This window comes from uncultured Thiodictyon sp. (genome assembly GCA_903837595.1).
Taxonomy (GTDB): Bacteria; Pseudomonadota; Gammaproteobacteria; order Chromatiales; family Chromatiaceae; genus Thiodictyon.
Window position 1 is genome coordinate 1 of sequence record CAILVI010000564.1, and the last position, 19,278, is coordinate 19,278.

Annotated in this window: 12 protein-coding genes; 3 read left to right on the forward strand and 9 right to left on the reverse strand. The window is 65.8% G+C overall.

What is annotated here, in order from left to right; all coding sequences use genetic code 11:
- The 5 genes from QZY44_RS34675 to adk all read right to left on the reverse strand — a co-directional run.
- The coding region (locus tag QZY44_RS34675) for a response regulator (RefSeq protein ID WP_295458742.1) at window positions 1-1,101 on the reverse strand (1,101 nt) is incomplete at its 3' end.
- 130 nt (window positions 1,102-1,231) lie between these two features.
- Complete coding sequence (locus QZY44_RS34680) at window positions 1,232-3,259, reverse strand: EAL domain-containing protein (RefSeq protein ID WP_295458747.1); 2,028 nt, start codon at window positions 3,257-3,259, stop codon at window positions 1,232-1,234.
- A 148-nt stretch (window positions 3,260-3,407) separates the two neighbouring features.
- Window positions 3,408-3,977, reverse strand: coding sequence for a DUF1249 domain-containing protein (locus QZY44_RS34685; RefSeq protein ID WP_295458748.1), 570 nt, complete (start codon window positions 3,975-3,977; stop codon window positions 3,408-3,410).
- A 119-nt stretch (window positions 3,978-4,096) separates the two neighbouring features.
- Entirely contained in the window at window positions 4,097-4,483 is a 387-nt protein-coding gene (gene trxA / locus QZY44_RS34690) for a thioredoxin (protein WP_295458752.1), read from the reverse strand.
- 168 nt (window positions 4,484-4,651) lie between these two features.
- Window positions 4,652-5,311, reverse strand: coding sequence for an adenylate kinase (gene adk / locus QZY44_RS34695; protein WP_295458754.1), 660 nt, complete (start codon window positions 5,309-5,311; stop codon window positions 4,652-4,654).
- Between the two features lie 254 nt (window positions 5,312-5,565).
- Here adk and QZY44_RS34700 point away from each other — a divergent pair, with 254 nt between their 5' ends.
- On the forward strand, window positions 5,566-7,677 hold the full coding sequence (locus QZY44_RS34700; RefSeq protein WP_295458756.1) for a glycoside hydrolase family 44 protein: 2,112 nt from the start codon (window positions 5,566-5,568) through the stop codon (window positions 7,675-7,677).
- Between the two features lie 126 nt (window positions 7,678-7,803).
- On the opposite strand, the gene htpG is transcribed toward QZY44_RS34700, so the two are convergent.
- Window positions 7,804-9,744: a molecular chaperone HtpG gene (gene htpG, locus QZY44_RS34705; protein WP_295458759.1), complete on the reverse strand. Its 1,941-nt coding sequence runs from the start codon at window positions 9,742-9,744 to the stop codon at window positions 7,804-7,806.
- Window positions 9,745-9,994: 250 nt separating this feature from the next.
- Here htpG and QZY44_RS34710 point away from each other — a divergent pair, with 250 nt between their 5' ends.
- Window positions 9,995-11,629: an alpha-D-glucose phosphate-specific phosphoglucomutase gene (locus QZY44_RS34710; protein WP_295458761.1), complete on the forward strand. Its 1,635-nt coding sequence runs from the start codon at window positions 9,995-9,997 to the stop codon at window positions 11,627-11,629.
- 195 nt (window positions 11,630-11,824) lie between these two features.
- On the forward strand, window positions 11,825-12,082 hold the full coding sequence (locus QZY44_RS34715; RefSeq protein ID WP_295458764.1) for a patatin-like phospholipase family protein: 258 nt from the start codon (window positions 11,825-11,827) through the stop codon (window positions 12,080-12,082).
- Between the two features lie 148 nt (window positions 12,083-12,230).
- Here QZY44_RS34715 and QZY44_RS34720 read toward each other — a convergent pair whose 3' ends face one another.
- The 3 genes from QZY44_RS34720 to QZY44_RS34730 are packed head-to-tail and all read right to left on the reverse strand — an operon-like array spanning window position 12,231 to window position 19,275.
- Entirely contained in the window at window positions 12,231-14,453 is a 2,223-nt protein-coding gene (locus QZY44_RS34720) for a tetratricopeptide repeat protein (protein ID WP_295458767.1), read from the reverse strand.
- Between the two features lie 60 nt (window positions 14,454-14,513).
- Complete coding sequence (locus tag QZY44_RS34725; RefSeq protein ID WP_295458770.1) at window positions 14,514-16,007, reverse strand: efflux transporter outer membrane subunit; 1,494 nt, start codon at window positions 16,005-16,007, stop codon at window positions 14,514-14,516.
- A complete protein-coding gene (locus QZY44_RS34730; protein ID WP_295458773.1) occupies window positions 16,000-19,275 on the reverse strand; it encodes a multidrug efflux RND transporter permease subunit in 3,276 nt (1,091 codons plus the stop codon). The genes QZY44_RS34725 and QZY44_RS34730 overlap by 8 nt, the downstream gene beginning before the upstream one ends.
- Window positions 19,276-19,278: the final 3 nt, after the last annotated feature.

The window sequence follows — 19,278 nt, forward strand, 5'->3', positions numbered from 1 at the left end:
CGCACGGACACCCTGTCCCAGGGCTTGCGCAACGGCCGCGTGCTGGTGCTCGGGATCGCGCACCAGCACGCCGACCCCGTGCTCGCCGACCCCCGCCGTCAGCGCGTCGGTCCCCGCCCTGGCGGCAGCGGCCGCGGCCAGCCGCGCCTGGGAGGACGCGTCCTCGCCGGGCCGCTCCAGATAGATGAGCGCCCAGTCCCCGCCCGCGGGGGAACGCAGCAGACGATCGAGCCGGGCCAGCAGGTGGTCGCGGTTGACCGCCACCGCCGCGCCCCCACGCATTCCACCCCATTGACGCATCCGCGCCGTTGCCAGGCGCCGACGCACGCAGAACACCAACTGCCCCGGCTGCACCGGTTTGGCCAGGAAGTCGTCGCCGCCCACCCGCAGGGCCTCCAACTGGCGCTCCGGATCGAGCTCGACAGACAGGAAGACGATCGGCAGGTCCGTGAAACGCTCCTGTTCGCGGATGACCACGGTCAGTTCGATCCCGCTGACCTTGGGCATGTGCAGATCCATGAGCACCAGGTCCGGGGCGAAGCGCTCCATGACGGACAGGACCTGGAGCGGATCGGATACCCGCTGTGTGACCATCCCGGCACACTCCAGGACCCGGGCGGCAAACAGGGCGGCCACCGGCTGGTCGTCCACCACCAAGACGCGCTCCGGGGTACCGTCCGGCGGCCCGACCAGTGCCGCCAACCGCGCCGCCAGGTCCTGCGCATCCAGGTCCGCGGCGAGCCAGGCCGTCGCCCCCGCGCGGATCGCCGCGACCCGCTGCGGGAGTTCGCTGGCCGGCCCGAGACAAACCAAGGGCAGGCGCAGCCCCTGACCGGTGGTGCCGCCGACACCCAGCCCCGCAATGGCCTCAGTATCTGGGAAGGCCCGCAGGTCGATCAATGCGAGCGTCGCGTCGGGGTCCCGCGAACCGGGCTGTGGCGGGAGGTGAACCCGGCGGCGCAGGTCAGCGGGCGACGTAAAGGCCTCCAAGGCGAGGCCGTGCACCGCGAGATGCGGTAACAGTGCGTCGCTCAGGGCGCCGTCAGTACCGAGGAAGAGGACGGCTCCGCGCCTTGACCCGGTAAGGTTTTGTGCGTTCATGATCCTGATCTTCACCAGGCCGTCACGGTCCACGGTGCACACACCGTCGGCGCCGCGCAGGCGTTTGCTTGGCTATGCAAGCCATAGTGTAGACCAATACCAGGCGTGATCGTCGATGACTTGCGGCCCGCTACCCCACCGCCTCCGCGAAGTCGAAGTCCATGGTCTCGGTCGGCGGTTGGACATAGGGTCCCTGGATCAGGTCGACCCCGGCGCAATACAGGGGGGTGATGGCCTCGGGCCCCTCGACCCCGGTCGCGATCACCAGGGCATGGTGCCCGTGCACGCGACGAACCAGGTCCTGTAGCCGGTCGGGCGACGCCTCGCGGATCCACTCCCGCGTCAGCCGCACATAGGCGACCGGCAGCCGCTCCAGGACCCGTTGACCGATGTCACCGTCCGTGAATCCGTTGAGACACAGGCGGAGCCTCAGGTGGGCCAGTTGCTCGGCGCGCTGCACGGCCAAGTCGAGGTGGTTCTCCATGTCGGCCAATTCCCATTGGATCGTCGGGCGGCATTGGATCAGGTCGCGGGCGCTGATTTCGTCGCGCACACGCTGGATCCAGGTGTCATCCGCTGCACTGACAATGGATTGATGCAGGAACAGGTCCAGCGGCCGCCCCGCCGCATGGCGCTCCCGCAGGGCGTCGAGCCCGGCAGTGAGCAGCCAGCGATCGATCAGCCGCGCCGTCTCCGCCAGCCGGACCAGCGGGACGAATAAGCGCGGGGCGAGCAGCTCACCGTGTGGACCCGCCAGGCGCGGGGTCGCCTCGTAACGCTCGGCGGCCGCCGTGCCCAGCGTGACCATGGGTTGGAAGAGAAGCTGCAAACGGTTGGCCTTGATGGCCGCCAGCGTCGGATCGGCCGTTGTGTCGTCGCCCGGCCGCGCGGGCGGTGCCACGATATAGCCGTCGGCCCGGCCCTGATGGCGTTCGAGACTGAGGCAGGCGGCCTTACGCGCGCGCGAGACCAGGGTCACCGACTCCCCGCCCCCGGCTGGGAGTGCGCACCAGCCGACCCCGAAGGTCGGGACTTCGGCACCATCAGTGCCCAGGTCCGCACGGACACCCTGTCCCAGGGCTTGCGCAACGGCCGCATAGCAGCGCTCGGGACCGCCCCGCATGAGCACGCCGACGCCGTGCTCGCCGACCCCTACCGTCAGTGCGTCGGCCCCCGCCCGCGCGGCAACGGCTGCGGCCAGTCGGGCCTGGGTGGGTGCGTCCTGCCCCGGCCGCTCGAGATAGATGAGCACCCAATCCGCGGCCGCCGGGGAATGCAGCAGGCGGTCGAGCCGGGCCAGCAGGTGTTCGCGGTTGACCGTCACCGCCGCGCCTTGGCTGCGCATCCGCGCCGCCGCCAGGCGCCGCCGCACGCAGAACACCAACCGTCCCGGTTGCACCGGTTTGGCCAGGAAGTCGTCGCCGCCCACGCGCAGGGCCTCCAACTGGCGCTCCGGGTCGAGTTCGACGGACAGGAAGATGATTGGCAGGTCCGCGAAGCGCTCCTGTTCGCGGATGACCGCAGTCAGTTCGATCCCGCTGACCCCGGGCATGTGCAGATCCATGAGCACCAGGTCCGGGGCGAAGCGGTCCATGACGGACAGGACCAGCAGCGGATCGGTGACCTGCTCCGTGGCCATCCCTGCACACTCCAGGATCCGCGCAGCGAACAGAGCGGATACCGGCTGGTCGTCCACCACCAGCACGCGCTCCGGCGTCCCGTCCGCCGGCCCGACGACGGCGGCCAACCGCGCCGCCAGGTCCTGTGCATCCAGGTCCGCCGCGAGCCAGGCCACGGCCCCCGCGCGGATCGCCGCGACCCGCTGCGGGAGATCGCTGGCCGGCCCGAGACAGACCAAGGGCAGTCGCGGCCCCTGCCCGGTGGTGCCGCCAAGACCCAGACCGGCCATGGCATCACGATTCGGGAAGGCCCGCAGGTCGATCAGTGCGACCACGGCGCCGGGGTCGCACGGACTGGGCGCGGATGGGGTCGCAACGGGGGGCTGGACCCGGCGGCGCAGGTCAGCGGGCGATTGAACGGTCTCCAGGGTGAGTCCGTACACGGAAAGATGGGATGCGAGTGCCTCGCTCAGCGCGGCGTCGGTACCGAGGAAGAGGACGGTTCCGCGCCGCGATTCCGGGGGGTTGTGTGCGTTCATGATGGTGCCCTTCGACATGGTTGTAGCGATCGGCAGCCCGCACCACGGGGACCCAGAAGGCCCTTGTGGGGTCCTACAACCAGTATTCTAGTCCAGCCACCCGACGCTGCTCGGCGGCGGCGCCACTGCGCCGTGGCGCCCGAACGCTTCAGGTCAGGATGTCGATCAGGTCGCCGCCTTGCGGCAGGGGCACCTGATCGGTACCGGGATCGCCACCGGGGCCGAAGCGGTGTCCCTGATGCAGACAGTAGGCCAGCCATTTGCCGAGGAACAGGTTGACCCGCCATTTGGCCTCAAGGGCTGGGCGCTGATAGTCCGTGCGCAGGGGCAGGGTGGTCTGGCGCAGGTCGAGGACCTCCACCTGGCGGGCATCGTGATAGATCCGCAGGCGCGCATTGGGGTCGGCCCGCTGTCGGGTCAGGTCGCCGTTACCCGCGGCGAGCGGGGCCGAACCCGGCGCGGGTAGCGGTTGCGGCCCGGGGAAGAAGTGGGTGAGCCTGATCAGGCTGGTGTAGCGTGATTGTTCCTCGATCAGGAGGAACAGGTCGACCCGGCCCTGGCGCCGGGAGACCAGGTCCTCGCGCTGATCCTTGAGGTGCGGCGCGAGTCGGCGCAGCAGGACAAAATTCTCCTCGCACAGACGCATCAGGTCGCCCACCGTGGGACGCGCGAATGCGAGACCCAGGAGGTCTTGAGGACCGCGCGGGGTGGGCTGCATGGCTAAGGCGCAACGGGCCGCACGGGCGTGCGGCATGGGCTGGGCAAGCCGGTGCGGGGCGAGCGCCGGCGCACGGGGGTCATGGCAGGGGATGCACGACGAGGACGGCCACCGGACCGTCAGGCGCTGTCCGAGTTCTGCGCATCGTTGCGCTTTTCGGCCTCCTGGCGCTTAACCTCGGCCATGTCGAGGTCGCGGGCCTTGCTGAGCAGCTCGCGGAAGCGGGCCTCAGGCATCGCCCCCGCCTGGGCGTAGATGATGGTCTGTTCGCGAAAGATCATCAGGGTGGGGATGGAGCGAATGTTGAAATGGGCGGCGATTTGCTGCTCGTCCTCGGTGTTCACCTTGGCAAAGAGGATGTCGTCGAAGTCGGCAGAAACCTTCTCGTAGACCGGGGCGAAGGAGCGGCACGGACCGCACCAGGGGGCCCAGAAGTCGACAATCACGAAAGCGTTGTCTTGAATCGCGGCCTCAAAGCCGCCCTGATCGAGTTCGACCACTGCCATGGGAGTCACCTGCTTACAAACTGTTTATTAGCCGATAGTAACAGAATCGCTGCGGGGCCGCCGCGCCCCAGGACCATCGGGCTGGAATTTAAAGTCTTGTAAAAACAACGGTCAATAAAAAACCGGGCGTGAGCCCGGTCTGCACCGCGTCGGCACTCGCTCGCCCGTTTAGAGGGACTCGAGCTGGCTGATGATCTGGGCACGAATCGCGTCTACCGCGCCGATGCCGTGGATCTTGATGTACTTCGGCGCACCCTCCCCACCCTGCTTGGCCCAGGCGGAGTAGTAGTGGATCAGCGGCTCGGTCTGGTCGTGATAGACCTTGAGGCGCGCCTTGACGGTCTCTTCCTTGTCGTCGTCGCGCTGCATCAGCGGCTCGCCGGTTTCGTCGTCCAGCCCCGCCGTTTTGGGCGGGTTGAAGACCACGTGATAGGTGCGGCCCGAGGTCGCATGGCTCCACCGGCCAGACATGCGGCGGATGATCTCCTCGTCCGGGACGTCGATCTCCACGACCGCGTCGATGAACACGCCGGCTGCCTTCAAGGCATCGGCCTGGGGCAGGGTGCGGGGAAAGCCGTCGAAGAGATAGCCGCCCTTGCAGTCGGCGTCGGCCGTGCGTGCCTTCACCATCCCCAGGATGATGTCATCGGACACCAAGCCGCCCTCGTCCATGATCTTCTTGGCCGCTTTGCCAAGATCGGTGCCCTGTTTGACATGGGCGCGCAGCATGTCTCCGGTGGAGATCTGGGGGATGTCGAAGTGCTCCTTGATGAAGCCGGCCTGGGTACCTTTGCCGGCCCCGGGGCCGCCGAGCAGGATCACGCGCATGGATATCGCCTCTTCGTCTGTGGACTTTGGGGTCGCGGCCGGACGGCGCGCGAGATAACGCGGAAGTTTGCCACAACGCACTTGGAAAATCGCCTTCCAGGCGACTTTTCCAAGGATGCCATCGGCCGGGGTCCCTTTGATATACTCGGTGAGTCGAGTTCCATTTGCCTTACAGGAGATATCCCATGGGTGCATCTGTTACTGAACGGCCTCGTCGCGGCCCTTCTGGCCTCAGGGGCGGGCTTATCGTCTGGTTGATCCTGAGTGCGCTGCCCGCCTTGCCGGTCCGGGCGGCCGATCTGATGATCTACGAGGATGCCCTGGCGAGCGGCTGGGCGGACTGGTCTTGGAGTACGACAGAAGCGGTCGCCGCGGACATCAAGGTCACCGGTGCCTCGTCGCTGGCGGTGACCTATACCGCCGGCTGGGCGGGGCTGTCGCTGCGCAGCGGCACGCCCATCCCCACTTCCGGTTATTCCGCGATACGTTTTTCGGTTTACGGCCGATCGGGGGGCGGGGCACTCTCGCTCTACACGCAGCCGACTGATAGCGGCGCCAACAGCACCAGTTTCCAGTTCACCCCCACCCCGAACGCCTGGAGTGTCGTCGACGTGCCCTTGAGCGCCTTGGGCAACCCCACCGTGATCGCCCGGATCAATATCCAGGACTGGACCGGCAGCGTTGCGCCGACCTATAACCTCGACACCCTGCGCCTGATCGCCACGAGCCTTGCGCCGCCGACCCTGACGGTCGATGCGGCGGCGCAGCGCAAGCCCATCAGCCCACTGATCTACGGCATCAACAGTTACAACAGTGGGGCGACCGCCGACGCGGCCTTCCTGACCAGTCTCGGCGTGTCGGTACAACGCTGGGGCGGCAACAATACGACACGCTACAACTGGCTGCTCGACGTCGGCAACACGGCCAGCGACTGGTACTATGAGAACGTCAAAATGAGCGATGCCGCCGGCCCGCCGGACGACTCCGCCACCAATCGCCTGATCGCCCAGGGCGGCCCCTTAGGCGTCGCGACGGTGCTGACCGTGCCCATGATTGGCTATGTCGCAAAAAATGGCGACTTGTCGACCTGCGGATTCAGCGTTGCCAAATATGGTCCGCAACAGCAGACCGACGCCGGGCGTCCCGACTGCGGCAATGGCGTCAAGCCCGATGGCAGCTTGGTAACGGGCAATGACCCGACGGACACCAGCCTTGCGATCGCCCCCGATTTCGTCCAAAACTGGGTGACCTATCTGGTCAACCGCTATGGCTCGGCGGGCAATGGCGGTGTGCGCTATTACAACCTGGACAACGAACCGGACATCTGGTGGAGTACCCATCCCGACGTGGCGCCGGTCGCCCTCAACTATGACCAATTGCGGGACCGCACCTACCAATACGCCGCTGTCATCAAGGCCGCCGATCCCACGGCCCAAACCCTGGGCCCGGTCGTCATGGGCTGGACCTATTATTGGCATTCGCCGTGGGACGGACAGCGGGTGGACTGGAGTACCCCGGATGATCGCAATGCCCATGGCGGCACGCCCTTGGTGCCCTGGTACCTGCAGCAGATGCAGGCCTACGAGCAGGCGCACGGTACGCGCATCCTGGATTTCCTCGACCTTCACTATTACCCCGCCGCGCCCGGCGTCTCTTTGAGCGCGGCCGGTGACGCCGCCACCCAGGCGCTGCGTCTGAACAGTACCCGCTCGCTGTGGGACCCGACCTATGTCGATGAGAGTTGGATCGCTGCTGCCGGTCCGGACGGTGGCATTGTGCGGCTGATTCCGCGCATGCGCGAGTGGGTGAACAGCAATTATCCGGGTACTAAGCTTGCGATCACCGAGTACAATTGGGGGGCGCCCGAGCACATCAATGGTGCCCTGGCCCAGGCCGACGTATTGGGCATCTTCGGTCGCGAGGGGGTGGGCTTGGCAACCCTGTGGTCCCCTCCCGCCAGCACCGAGCCGGCCGCCTTCGCATTTCGCCTATACCGTAACTATAACGGGGCCGGCGGCCGCTTTGGTGAGACCAGCGTGAACGCCACCAGCGACGCCCAGGACCGGCTTGCGATCTATGCTGCCGAAGAGACCGCCACGGGCGCTTTGACCCTGATCGTCATCAACAAGACCGCGGACGCCCTGTCTGCGCCCCTGACCCTGGGCCACTTCGCGCCCGCCGGCACCCTGCAGGGCTGGCGCTACAGTGACGCGCAGTTGACTGCGATCGTGCACCTGGCTGACAAGACCTTCAGCGGCGCCACATTCACTGAGAGCTATCCGGGCAATTCGATGACACTGTACCGCCTGCCGCGGTTCTGTGAGGAGTGTCTGCCCAGCCGCAGCGGCTGGCGTGCGATCTTCTGACGCGCAGTGCCGCCTCGGTCCAAGGTTCAAATTTGGAGGAGCGGCCGAAAGGCGGCCCTCCCTGGCACTGGATTGCGGCATCCTGCCGCCATGACGGCGCCGCACCGGGGTGCGGCGCCGTGGGCCTCAGCCCCCGGCCAGTAGCACGTTCATCATCAGGCTGTTGAGCCGGCCGACGAAGGCCGCCGGGTCGTCCAACTGGCCGCCCTCGGCCAGTTGCGCCTGATCGAACAGGATCAGCCCCAGGTCGGTGAAGCGGGTCTCGTCGGCCTCGGCCTCCAAGCGCTTGACCAGCGGGTGGTCCAGGTTGACCTCGAGCGTCGGGCGCTGTTTCGGGGCGTCCTGACCCACGGCCTTGAGGACGCGGGCCAGGTTGGCGCTCATGTCGTACTCGCCCACCACCAGACAGGCCGGGGAGTCGACCAGGCGGGCGCTCGGGCGCACCTGATCCACCCGCTCGCCCAGGGTGGTCTTCAGGCGCTCCAACAGGGGGCCGTGCTCCTTGGCCGCCTCTTCTGTCTTGGCCTTTTCCTCGGCATCGGCCAGGGTGCCCAGGTCCAGGTTGCCCTTGGTGACCGACTGGAGGTGCTTGCCCTTGTATTCGGTCAGGTGGTTGACCAGCCACTCGTCCACCCGGTCGGATAGCAGCAGCACCTCGACGCCCTTTTTGCGGAAGACCTCCAGGTGCGGGCTATGGCGGGCGGCGGCGGGGCTGTCGGCGGTGATGAAATAGACCTTGTCCTGGCCTTCTTTCATGCGCTCGATATAGCCGTCCAGGGACTCGGTCTGGGCCTCACCCTCGCTGGTGGTGGTGGCGAAGCGCAGCAGGCCGGCCAGACGCTCACGGTTGGCGAAGTCCTCCGCCGGCCCCTCCTTGATGACCCGGCCGAACTCCTTCCAGAATTCGGCATACTTCTCCGGCTCGTCCGTGGCCAGGGTCTCCAGCAGACCCAGCACCCGCTTGGTGTTGGCCTGGCGGATGGTGTCGATCTTGCGGTTGTGCTGGAGCAGTTCGCGCGAGACATTGAGCGGCAGATCGTCGGAGTCCACCACGCCCTTGATGAAGCGCAGGTAGTGCGGCAGCAGCTTGTCCGCCTGATCCATGATGAAGACGCGGCGCACATACAGCTTGATGCCGTGCTTCTGATCGCGGTCCCACAGGTCCCAGGGGGCCTTCTTGGGGACGAAGAGCAGCGTGGTGTACTCGTTGGTGCCCTCCACACGGTTGTGGGCATAGGCGAGCGGCGCCTCGTAGTCGTGGGCGATGTGCTTGTAGAACTCCTGGTATTCCTCCTCGGTCACGTCCGCCTTGTTGCGCATCCACAGGGCCGTGCCGCGGTTTACCTTTTCCCACTCGAGCGCCTTGGCCTTCGACTTGTCCTCGCCTTCCGCCTCCTCGTCCTCGGGGCTGTCGTGGTGCTCTTTGAGCATCTCCACCGGCAGGGTGATGTGGTCGGAGAACTTGCCGATGATGGAGCGCAGCCGCCAGGCGTCCAGAAACTCCTTTTCCTCCTCCTTGAGATGCAGGGTGACGTCGGTGCCACGACCGGCCCGCTCCACCGTCTCCAGCGTGTAGGCGCCGCGACCGTCGGACTCCCAGCGCACCCCATGCTCGCCGCCCAGACCGGCCCGGCGCGAGGTCAGGGTCACCTTGTCGGCGACGATGAAGGTCGAGTAGAAGCCGACACCAAACTGGCCGATGAGCTGGCTGTCCTTGGCTTGGTCGCCGGTCATCTTCTCGAAGAAGCGGCGGGTGCCGGAACTGGCGATGCTGCCGATGGTCTCCACCACCTCTTGGCGGCTCAGACCGATGCCGTTGTCCGACACCGTCAGGGTGCCGGCCTCCGGGTCGACGGTGACGCGGATACGCAACTCGGCGTCGCCTTCATACAGCCCTTCGTCGCTCAGGGCTTCGAACCGCAGTTTCTCCGCCGCGTCCGAGGCGTTGGAGATCAACTCGCGCAGGAAGATCTCCTTGTTTGAATAAAGCGAGCGAATCACCAGGTCCAGTACCTGGCTCACCTCCGCCTTAAATTCCAGTGTTTCCTTATGCGCTTCGACAGTCATACGCTTTCCTACCTCTTTGAGAACGGTTTGGTTTGTGTGCCGGGGGGCCGGTGCCGGGCGCGCCGGGGAAGCGGCGGCCGCGGGTCGCCGGGGGTTCCCGACCGCAGCCGGTTATTGTCGCACGCCTCGCCGGGGCTACAATCGTGACTTTCCGTCCCGTGGCAGCGGGGTCCGCGGCCAGTCGGGCGCTGCCCCCCCTGTCCGAGCCGTATCAATGTAGGCCATCACAACGACAATCAAGGGTTTGAGCATGGATCCGACAGTCATCAAAACCACGCCCTTCGCGGGGCAACGTCCAGGTACCTCCGGGCTGCGCAAGAAGGTGCGGGTCTTTGCACAGCCGCACTACCTGGAAAATTTCGTCCAGTCGATCTTCGACACCCAGCACGAACTCGCCGGCGGTACCCTGGTGGTGGGCGGTGACGGCCGCTACTACAACCGCGAGGCCATCCAGACCATCCTGCGTATGGCCGCCGCCAACGGCGTGGCCCGCGTGCTGGTGGGGCAGGGCGGCATCCTCTCCACCCCGGCGGTCTCCTGCATCATCCGCAAGTACCACACGCAGGGCGGCATCGTGCTGTCCGCGAGCCACAACCCGGGCGGACCGGAGGAGGACTTCGGCATCAAGTTCAACGGGGCGGCGGGCGGGCCGGCCCCGGAGTCGGTCACCGAGGCGATGTATGCCCGCACCCAGGTCATCGACACCTATCGCACCCTGGACTGTCCGGATATCGACTTGGACCAGCTCGGCACCGCGCAGATCGGGGCCATGCAGGTCCAGGTCATCGACCCGGTGGCAGACTATGCGGCCCTGATGGAATCGCTGTTCGACTTCGACGCCATCAAGGCGCTCTTCGACTCCGGGCTCTTTCGGCTGCGCTTCGATGCCATGCACGCCGTCACCGGTCCTTATGCCATTGAGATTCTGGAGAACCGCCTGGGTGCTTCGCCCGGCACCGTCATGAACGGCGTCCCCTTGCCGGATTTCGGCGGCCATCATCCGGACCCCAACCTGGCCCATGCCCAGGAACTGGTTGCACTGTGCCAGGGTGCCAAAGGTCTGGACTTCGGCGCCGCCTCCGACGGCGACGGCGACCGCAATATGATCCTGGGTAAGGACTTCTTCGTCACCCCCAGCGACAGCCTGGCGGTGCTGGCCGCCAACGCCCACCTGACCCCGGGCTACAAGGCTGGCATCCGCGGCATCGCCCGCTCCATGCCCACCAGCCAGGCGGCCGACCGGGTGGCCGAGGCCATGGGGATCGAGTGCTTCGAGACCCCCACCGGCTGGAAGTTTTTCGGCAACCTCCTGGATGCCGGCCGTATCACGCTCTGCGGGGAGGAGAGCTTCGGCACCGGCTCCGACCATGTGCGCGAGAAGGATGGGCTCTGGGCCGTGCTGTTCTGGCTTAACCTGCTGGCGGTACGCAAACAGTCCGTGGCCGAGATCGTCGGCGACCACTGGCGGCAGTTCGGTCGCAACTACTACACCCGCCATGACTATGAGGCGGTCGATGCCCACGGTGCCGCGGACTTGGTGCATCACCTGCGCACCCTCTTCCCCGAACTGCCCGGCAAGCGCCTGGGCGATTACACCGTGGCCTATGCCGACGACTTTGAATACACCGACCCGATCGACGGCAGCGTGTCCAGTCACCAGGGCCTGCGGATCGGCTTTGAAGGCGGCGCACGCATCGTGCTGCGACTCTCCGGCACCGGGACCGAGGGCGCGACCTTGCGCGTTTACATCGAGTCCTACGAGCCGGACCCGAGCAAACACCAGCAGGACACCCAGGAGACCCTGGCACCGCTCATCGTGATCGCCCGTGAGTTGGCCCAGATCGAGGCGCGTACCGGACGCACGGAACCGACCGTCATTACCTGATGTAGTCGAGGCGCCAGGGATGGCGCGTCCCCCGGGGATCAATGCCGCGGTCCCCCGAGTAGACTAGCACAGGGTGGTGGACAAGCACTGGCGCGGCTATCCGCGCGAGCAGATCGCACCCGAGACGACCTTTGCCATCCGGATGCACTGCACGACGCCGCGTTCCAATGCGCGCGATGAAGAGGAAACCCCATCATGTTTCGCATCCTGAGTCTGGACGGCGGCGGTATCAAGGGGGCATTCGCCGCCTCGGTGCTGGCCGAATTGGAGCAGGTCACTGGCCAATCCGCGGTGGATCACTTCGACCTGGTCACCGGCACCTCCACCGGCGAGTTGATCAGCCTGGGCCGGGGCGAGGCGGTCAAGAAGGCCAACCTGGATGCGGTCAAGGCCCGCTTCCTCAACGGCACGCCGGCGGTGCCATTCGTGCCGATGGTACCACTCGCACCCTAGCGTGGTTCCGCGAAAAAGCCGGCTTCCCGCCGAGACGCCAAAGTCGAGCGCCGGGCGATTCGCCCGGCGGGTGCTTGGGAGGGTGCAGGGACGCCATTGCTGTTCTGGCATCGGCGGCTCTTGGTGTGAGCCAATGCCGGATGTCGGTCTAGGGTACCGTGCCGACCAACTGGTCGAGGCCGCTCAGATCGTTGGTCAGCGCGAGGCGCAATGGCGTATCGCTGATCTTCGCGAGCTTTTGACGCGCATCCCCGAGGCGCAGTGCCAGCGCCTCGTTGGTCGCCAGGATGGCCAATGCGCGGTCACGCTCAGGTACCGACGGAATCGCTTCGGCGAGTTGGCGCGCCTGCGCAAAATAGCCATCCGCAGTCTTGGGATCGCCACCACGGACCGCAAGGCGCGCGATCTCTGCGCTGATCACCGACTTTTGCGCAGGGTCCGTGAGCGCCGCGATGGCCGCGATGGCCTTCTCGGAGGACTGCGCGGCCAGCGGGCGATAGGCGGGATGGCGCTGTTGCTGTAGCCCCAGCAACCCGGCTGCCAGGGCCTGATACGTCGGGGTCTGCAGGCCCTCGGACACATCCATCGCGTTGGCGAGTCGATCGGACACAATTTGATCGGCGATGATGTGATACACCGTCCGATCCTTATTGAGCGGGCCGGCAATTCGCGCAGCGGCCCCCTTGGCGGCCTGTATATCCCCTAAGTGAGCGGTGGTTTCGGCGATCACGCCAAGAATGCGTGCCCGCTCCTGCGGGCCGTTGACCGATTCGATGTTCTTGGTCGCCTCCTCCAGAAAGTTTAAGGCCGAGGTCCGAAAGCCTGCCTTGGCAAAGCCGCGGGCGAGTCCGGGAATGGCCGCCAAGCGGTCGGCCGGCACCGGGATGCGGCCTAACCCTTGCGTGGCGCCCGTGAAATACACGCGGGCGTCCTGGGGGCGGCCGAGGTTGGTCAGGAGGGCCCCGATCTCACTGTCGGCCGCGATCTTGTCTGCCGGTCCGGTCACGGCCTCCGCGATGGTCTTGGCCTGCCGCAAGAGCAGATCGGCATCGGCCGGGCGCCCGACCCGGTTGAGGTGGCGGGCCAAGGTGCATAACGCCGCCACCCGCGCCCCAGCTGTGTCGGGCTCCCGGTCAGCGGCGGCCATCAGGCTTTGATAGAGGCGTTCGGCATCCGCCAATTGTCCATCATTCCACAACGTATCGGCCAGCCAGGCGCCACGATCGAAACGCAACTCGGGGTTGCGCAGGTGGTCAACCAAGGCGATGGCCCGCGCCGTCGCGTGCTGCTCGCGCAGGGCATCCATCCGGCCGAGGATGTAGAGGTCCCACTCCGTGTCTTTCTTCAGGTCTGCCAATTGGTTGCTAAGGAATCCGGCGGTGTCCGACGCAGTTGCTGAGGCCACCGCCGCGCCCTGCCCATGCTGGCGGCTGGAACCTGCCGTAGCGGCATTGACGAGTTGTCCGGACTGTGAGGACAGGGTCGCTGCGTCACCACCTCGAGGCGCTGCGCCATCGCCGGATTCCGTGGCAGCGGCGCCGCTCGCTGCCGCGGCCAGCAGTGCGGCGACCTGCACCTGAGCGGCCATGCCGGGATTGGACGCGCCGGCCCCGGATGCGCCGAACCCAGACTCTCCGAAATCGGCGGCGCCTTGACCGGCCAGGGCGCCCACGCCGAACGGCCTTGGTTGCGCGGCGATGGTACCGCCGCTCCCGAACAGCAGGTCGTAACCAACGAGGCCCCCGGCGCCCATGACCAGGCCCAGACAATAGATGCCGGCCGCAGAACCGAGCAGGCTGGCGCGGCTTCTCACCATGCGCGGCAGGCCGAGCTCCTTGCGGATCTCATCCTCCAGTTTCCGGCGCCGTTCCTGGGCCAGGCGCTCTTCGCGTTCCTTCTGCTCCTGGTCCTGCCGACGCTGCTGGTCTGACAGCAGTGATTGGCGGACCAGCTCGCGCTCCTTTTTCTCCTGCGCTACCTTCTCGTACTTAGCAAACACAATCCCGCATTTCTCGCAGGCTGCCGGTGGCGGCTGGTTCGCCTTGACGTTGTGGTAATGACCGCAGGCAGGGCACACAATCACCGTTGGCGGCGCCTCGAGCGGGGCGAGATCCAGCGACACGTCGTACGCAACGTGCGGGCGCAGATTGCAGCGAATGCCCAGTGCGATCACTTGGCGTTGGGTCTCGGCACCAGCCGCCTCGTCCAGATCCGAGGCAATCACGCGTCGGCGTTGCTCGAGTACTGGCGCCAGTTGATCGGGCGCAACATTCATCCATTGAGCCAGCTTGATGAGCGCCTCGGTGCGCTCCGGACCTTGCCGGTCGATTCCGAAAAAAACCAAGTCGTAGCGGGTCTGGTGCGTCGTCATAGCGACAAGCTCCGGGGGATGGCTCTAAATTTTTAAGGAAAAACGACTGGTTCTTCCTGGTCAAGGCGCCGCGTTCTCGCCGGCGGTCGTCACCGCCCCCGGCGCCCGGGGGATGGCGGGGGCGAATGGCCCCTTGCCCGGCTGCGGCGCCGGCGCCGCTTGTGCGGCCTCATCGACCCAGCCCCCGCCCATGGCCTGGTAGATGCTGACCACGGCGGACAGGGCGGAGGCGCGGGTGGCGGCCAGGTTCAACTCGGCCGGAAAGAGTTGCTGATCGGCCTGCAGCACCGTGGAATAGGGCGCATAGCCGCCCGCGTACTGGAGCTTGGCCAGACGCGAATAGTCGCCCAAGGCCTTCACCAGCCGCTGTAGCGCCAGGACCTCCTCGTTGAGCTTCTCGCGCGCCACGAGCGCGTTGGAGACATCGGCGAAGGCCCCCTGGATGACCTGTTGGTAGTTTCCCAGCGCGGCTCGCTGCTGGGCCTCGGTCTGGGCCACCTGGCCGCTGATCGACCCGGCGGTAAAGAGCGGCCCGGCGAATGCACCGGCGTAGCTCCAGGTGCGCGCCGGTCCGGTGAAGAGCCCCGAGAGCTGGGAGCTATTGGTTCCCAGGGCACCAGTCAGGGAGATCGTCGGAAAATAGAGCGCCCGCGCTGCGCCGATCTGGGCATTGGCGGCGATCAACTGCTGCTCGGCCTGGAGGACGTCCGGACGGCGCTCCAGCAGGTCCGACGGGACCCCGGTGGGGACACTGGGCGGGACCAGGGTCTCCAGCGTGTGCCCGCGCGCGATGGGCCCAGGGTTGCGCCCGAGCAGCGTGGACAGGCCGTTTTCGGTCTGGGCGATGCTGCGTTCCAGCAGCGGAATCTGGGCACTGGCGGTCTCGTACTGGGACCTGGCCTGGGCCACCGTCATCTCCGAGACCTGACCGTACTTGAACTGATACTCAATGAGGCGCAGTGATTCCCCATAGGCGGCCTGAGTTTGTTTCGACATGGCGAGCTGCGCGTCGAGCCCGCGCAGTTGGATATAGCCGTTCGCCACCGCCCCGACCAATGACAGGACCACACCGCGTCTGGCCTCTTCCGTGCCCAACAGTTGGGCCCGTGCCGCCTCAGTCTGACGGCGAATGCGGCCCCACAGGTCGATCTCCCAGGAGGCCCCGGCCAGGAGTTGGAAGTTGTCGCGAGCACTGGCCGGGAGGGCACCGATCGCTGCGGTTTGCGCGCGCGCGCCCTGACCGTTGTAATTCAACTGGGGATAGAGCGGCGCCCGCGCCTGGGTCAGGACCGCGGCGGCCGCCTCCACATTGGCCGCGGCGATCTTGACGTTCCAGTTAGCGCCCAGTGACTGAATGATCAAGTCATCCAGGATCGGGTCATTGAATTGTCGCCACCATTGGGTATTGGCGGTGTTCTGCGCGTCCCGCAGGGCAAAGCGGTAGGTCGCCGGGGTATCGACCCTGGGTCGGGCATAGTCGGGCCCAAACATGCAGCCGGACACCAGCGCGGTCAGTGCCATCAGGGCGAGCAACCGGGGGCGAAGCTCAGACATCGGTGCGCTCCTGCTCCGGCGCCTGGAGGCTGACCGCCCCACCCGCGCCGGCGGCGGCCGGCTGGTTTTGCGCCCCGGATCCTGGCGATTGCGGCAAGTCGCTCTTTGGACTGCCGAAGAAACGCGCGCTCAGGGTCCCCACCAGCCAGTAGAACATCGGGATGAAAAAGATGGCGATGACGGTGGCAACCAGGGTCCCGCCGATCACACCGGTGCCGATGGAGTGACGGCTATTGGCCGAGGCCCCGGTGGCGATCGCCAGCGGCAGGGTGCCAAGCACGAAGGCAAAGGAGGTCATGACGATCGGACGCAGCCGAAGCCGTGCTGCCTCGGCCGCCGCGTCGAACAGCGACATACCCTCCTTGCGGTGCAATTCTACGGCGAACTCGACGATGAGGATGGCGTTCTTGGCCGCCAGCCCGACCAGCGTCAACAGGCCGATCTGGAAATAGATGTCATTGTCGAGTCCGCGCAGCGCAATGGCCAGCAGGGCGCCGATAACGGCGAAGGGGATCGCCATCATGACGCTTGCCGGCAGGGACCAACTCTCGTATTGGGCCGAGAGGATCAGGAACACGAAGATCAGGCCGAAGATGAAGGCAATGGCCGAGGTGGAACCCGAACTGATTTCCTCGCGGGCCTCGCCGGCCCACTCGAAGCCATAGCCGGGGGGCATCACCTCTTCCGCCACCGCCTGGATGGCCGCCAGGGCCGTTCCCGAACTGACCCCGGGGGCCGGTGCGCCATTCAGTGCGATGGCCGGGTAGTTGTTGAAGCGGGTCACCATGTCCGGTCCCACTACATAGCGTGTGTTCACCAGGGCCGAGAGCGGGATCATGTTGTTGCTGCTGCTCTGCGAGTTGGTGCCGCTCTGCGGGTTGACGGCGCTCTGGATGTTGGTGTTCCTGACATAGAACTTACCGATGTCCTCGGGCGTCATGCGGTAGCTCGGCTCCGCCTGTAGAATGACCTTATAGAGGCGCGAGTCCTTCGGGAATTGGCTGACATAGAGTGAGCCGAACATCGTCTGCAAGGTATTGTAGACATCCTGAATCGGGACGCCCAGAATCTCCGCCTTTTCCCGATCGACATCCGCCAGCATCTGCTGCCCATTGGCGCGCACGGTGGTGGTCACAGCAGTCAGTTCAGGCCGGGTCTTGGCCTTTTCGATGATCTCTTGGACCACGTCGTTGAGTTGACTAAAGGTCCCGGAGCCCTTCTGCTCGATCCACATCTGGAACCCGGCGGTGATCCCCAGGCCGGGGATGGCAGGCGGGTTGATTGGTATCACCAGGCCGCCCTGAATGCTCTGGAATTTACCCGTCGCATCGGCGATAACCGCATCCGCCGACAGCGTTGGTGATTGCCGTTCCTCGTAATCCTTGAGCGCCACGAACAGCAGGCCGAAGTTGGTCTTGGTCTGGGAGTCGATGAGGCTATAGCCATCGAACTGGGTCACACTCGAGACCGCCGGGTGGGCGCGCAGGATCTCCGCCGCCTGACTGCCGACCGCGTTGGTGCGCGAGAGGCTGGCTGAATCCGGCAGGAAATAGGGTACAAAGATGTAGCCCTGGTCCTCTTGGGGGACGAAGGCGGTCGGCAGGACCTTGAACAGCCACACGCAACCACCCACCACCAGACCAAAGACGATCAGGCTCACGAACCAGCCTCGCATGACCGCCTTGACGCCTCTCACATAGCCGTTGGTGAGTCGCTCGAAGCCCGCGTCGAACCATTTGAAGAAGCCCTTTTGCTCTCCCTGCTTGGCCTGAATGAGGACGGCCGCCAGGGCCGGAGAGAGGGTGAGTGCGACAATCCCGGAGAACACCACCGAGATGGCGATCGTCACGGCGAACTGTTGGTAGAGTGCGCCGGTGATACCGCCCAGGAAGGCCACCGGCACGAAGACCGCGTTCAGGACCAGGACCACCGCGATCACGGGTCCGCTCACCTCGTCCATGGCCTTCTTGGCGGCCGCGTTGGGTGTCAGGCCGAATTGCGCCATATTGCGCTCGGTGTTCTCCACCACCACGATGGCGTCGTCCACGACCAGACCGATGGCGAGGATCATCCCGAAGAGGGTCAGCATGTTGACGGAGAAGCCGAAGACCAGCATGCCGATCAGGGCGCCCAGGATGGACACCGGCACCGCCAGCGTCGGGATAATGGTCAGGCGCAGGCTGTGCAGGAAGATATAGACCACCAGCACCACCAGGACCACCGCCTCGAAGAAGGTCTTGACGACCTCATCAATGGAGGCCTGCACGAACTTGGTGGTATCCAGCGCGACGGCATAGTCGAGCCCTGGCGGGAAGCTTTTCTTCATCTCCGCCAGCATGGCACGGACCTGCTTGGACACCGAAATGGCGTTGGACCCGGGCTGTTGATAGACGGCGATGAGCGTCGCGGCTTTGCCCTGGTACGTGGACTCGACGATATAACTTTGGGCGCCCAGTTGGGCATAACCGACGTCCTTCACCCGCACCAGGGCCGCGGTCTGGTTCGCCGCGCGCACGATCATGTTATCGAACTGGGCCGGCTCAGTAATGGTGCCGGTAGTGACCGGAAAGGTCTGGGGGACCGGGAAGGGGGTGGGGGTATCCCCGATCCGTCCGACCGCGAATTGCTGATTCTGCTGCTGGATCACATTGGCCAGATCGCTGGCGGTGACCGCCAGCTGGGCCATCCGGTCGGGTTTCAGCCAAATCCGCATGGCATAACTGGGCTGGCCCAGGATCGCGGCCTGATTGGCGCCATTGATGCGATTGATGTTGCTCAGTATCTGGGTGTTGGTGTAGTTGGCGACATAATCGGCATCCAGGGTGTCGTCCGGTGAGAAGAAGGCGAGGATCATCAGGAAGGTACTGGTCTTCTGCTGGACCGTCACCCCCTGCGCCTGCACCGACTGCGGTAACTGGGCCATGGCCTGGCTGACGCGGTTCTGCACGTCGACCTGCGCCAGTTCGGGATTGGTGTCGATGGTGAAATAGACCGTCAGCGTATAGGCGCCGGTCGAGGAGCTGGTGGACGCCATGTAGATCATGTTGGTGGCGCCGTTGACCTGCTGTTCGATCGGGGCGCCGACATTCTGGGCGACCAGGGTGCCATTGGCCCCGGGGTAGGTCGCGCTGACCTGGATCTGGATCGGTGTCACCTGCGGGTATTGGGCGATGGGTAACTGCACCATCGCCACCAGGCCCGCGATTGAAATGACGAGCGCGATGACCGCGGCGAAGATGGGCCGGTCGATAAAGAAATGGGAGAACATGGT

Bases quoted from the DNA above. Each gene is read 5' to 3' on its own strand.
- adk (WP_295458754.1), bottom strand. From the start codon at position 5,311: ATGCGCGTGATCCTGCTCGGCGGCCCCGGGGCCGGCAAAGGTACCCAG.
- trxA (WP_295458752.1), bottom strand. From the start codon at position 4,483: ATGGCAGTGGTCGAACTCGATCAGGGCGGCTTTGAGGCCGCGATTCAA.
- QZY44_RS34730 (WP_295458773.1), bottom strand. From the start codon at position 19,275: ATGTTCTCCCATTTCTTTATCGACCGGCCCATCTTCGCCGCGGTCATC.
- QZY44_RS34685 (WP_295458748.1), bottom strand. From the start codon at position 3,977: ATGCAGCCCACCCCGCGCGGTCCTCAAGACCTCCTGGGTCTCGCATTC.
- QZY44_RS34710 (WP_295458761.1), top strand. From the start codon at position 9,995: ATGGATCCGACAGTCATCAAAACCACGCCCTTCGCGGGGCAACGTCCA.
- htpG (WP_295458759.1), bottom strand. From the start codon at position 9,744: ATGACTGTCGAAGCGCATAAGGAAACACTGGAATTTAAGGCGGAGGTG.
- QZY44_RS34725 (WP_295458770.1), bottom strand. From the start codon at position 16,007: ATGTCTGAGCTTCGCCCCCGGTTGCTCGCCCTGATGGCACTGACCGCG.
- QZY44_RS34680 (WP_295458747.1), bottom strand. From the start codon at position 3,259: ATGAACGCACACAACCCCCCGGAATCGCGGCGCGGAACCGTCCTCTTC.
- QZY44_RS34720 (WP_295458767.1), bottom strand. From the start codon at position 14,453: ATGACGACGCACCAGACCCGCTACGACTTGGTTTTTTTCGGAATCGAC.
- QZY44_RS34715 (WP_295458764.1), top strand. From the start codon at position 11,825: ATGTTTCGCATCCTGAGTCTGGACGGCGGCGGTATCAAGGGGGCATTC.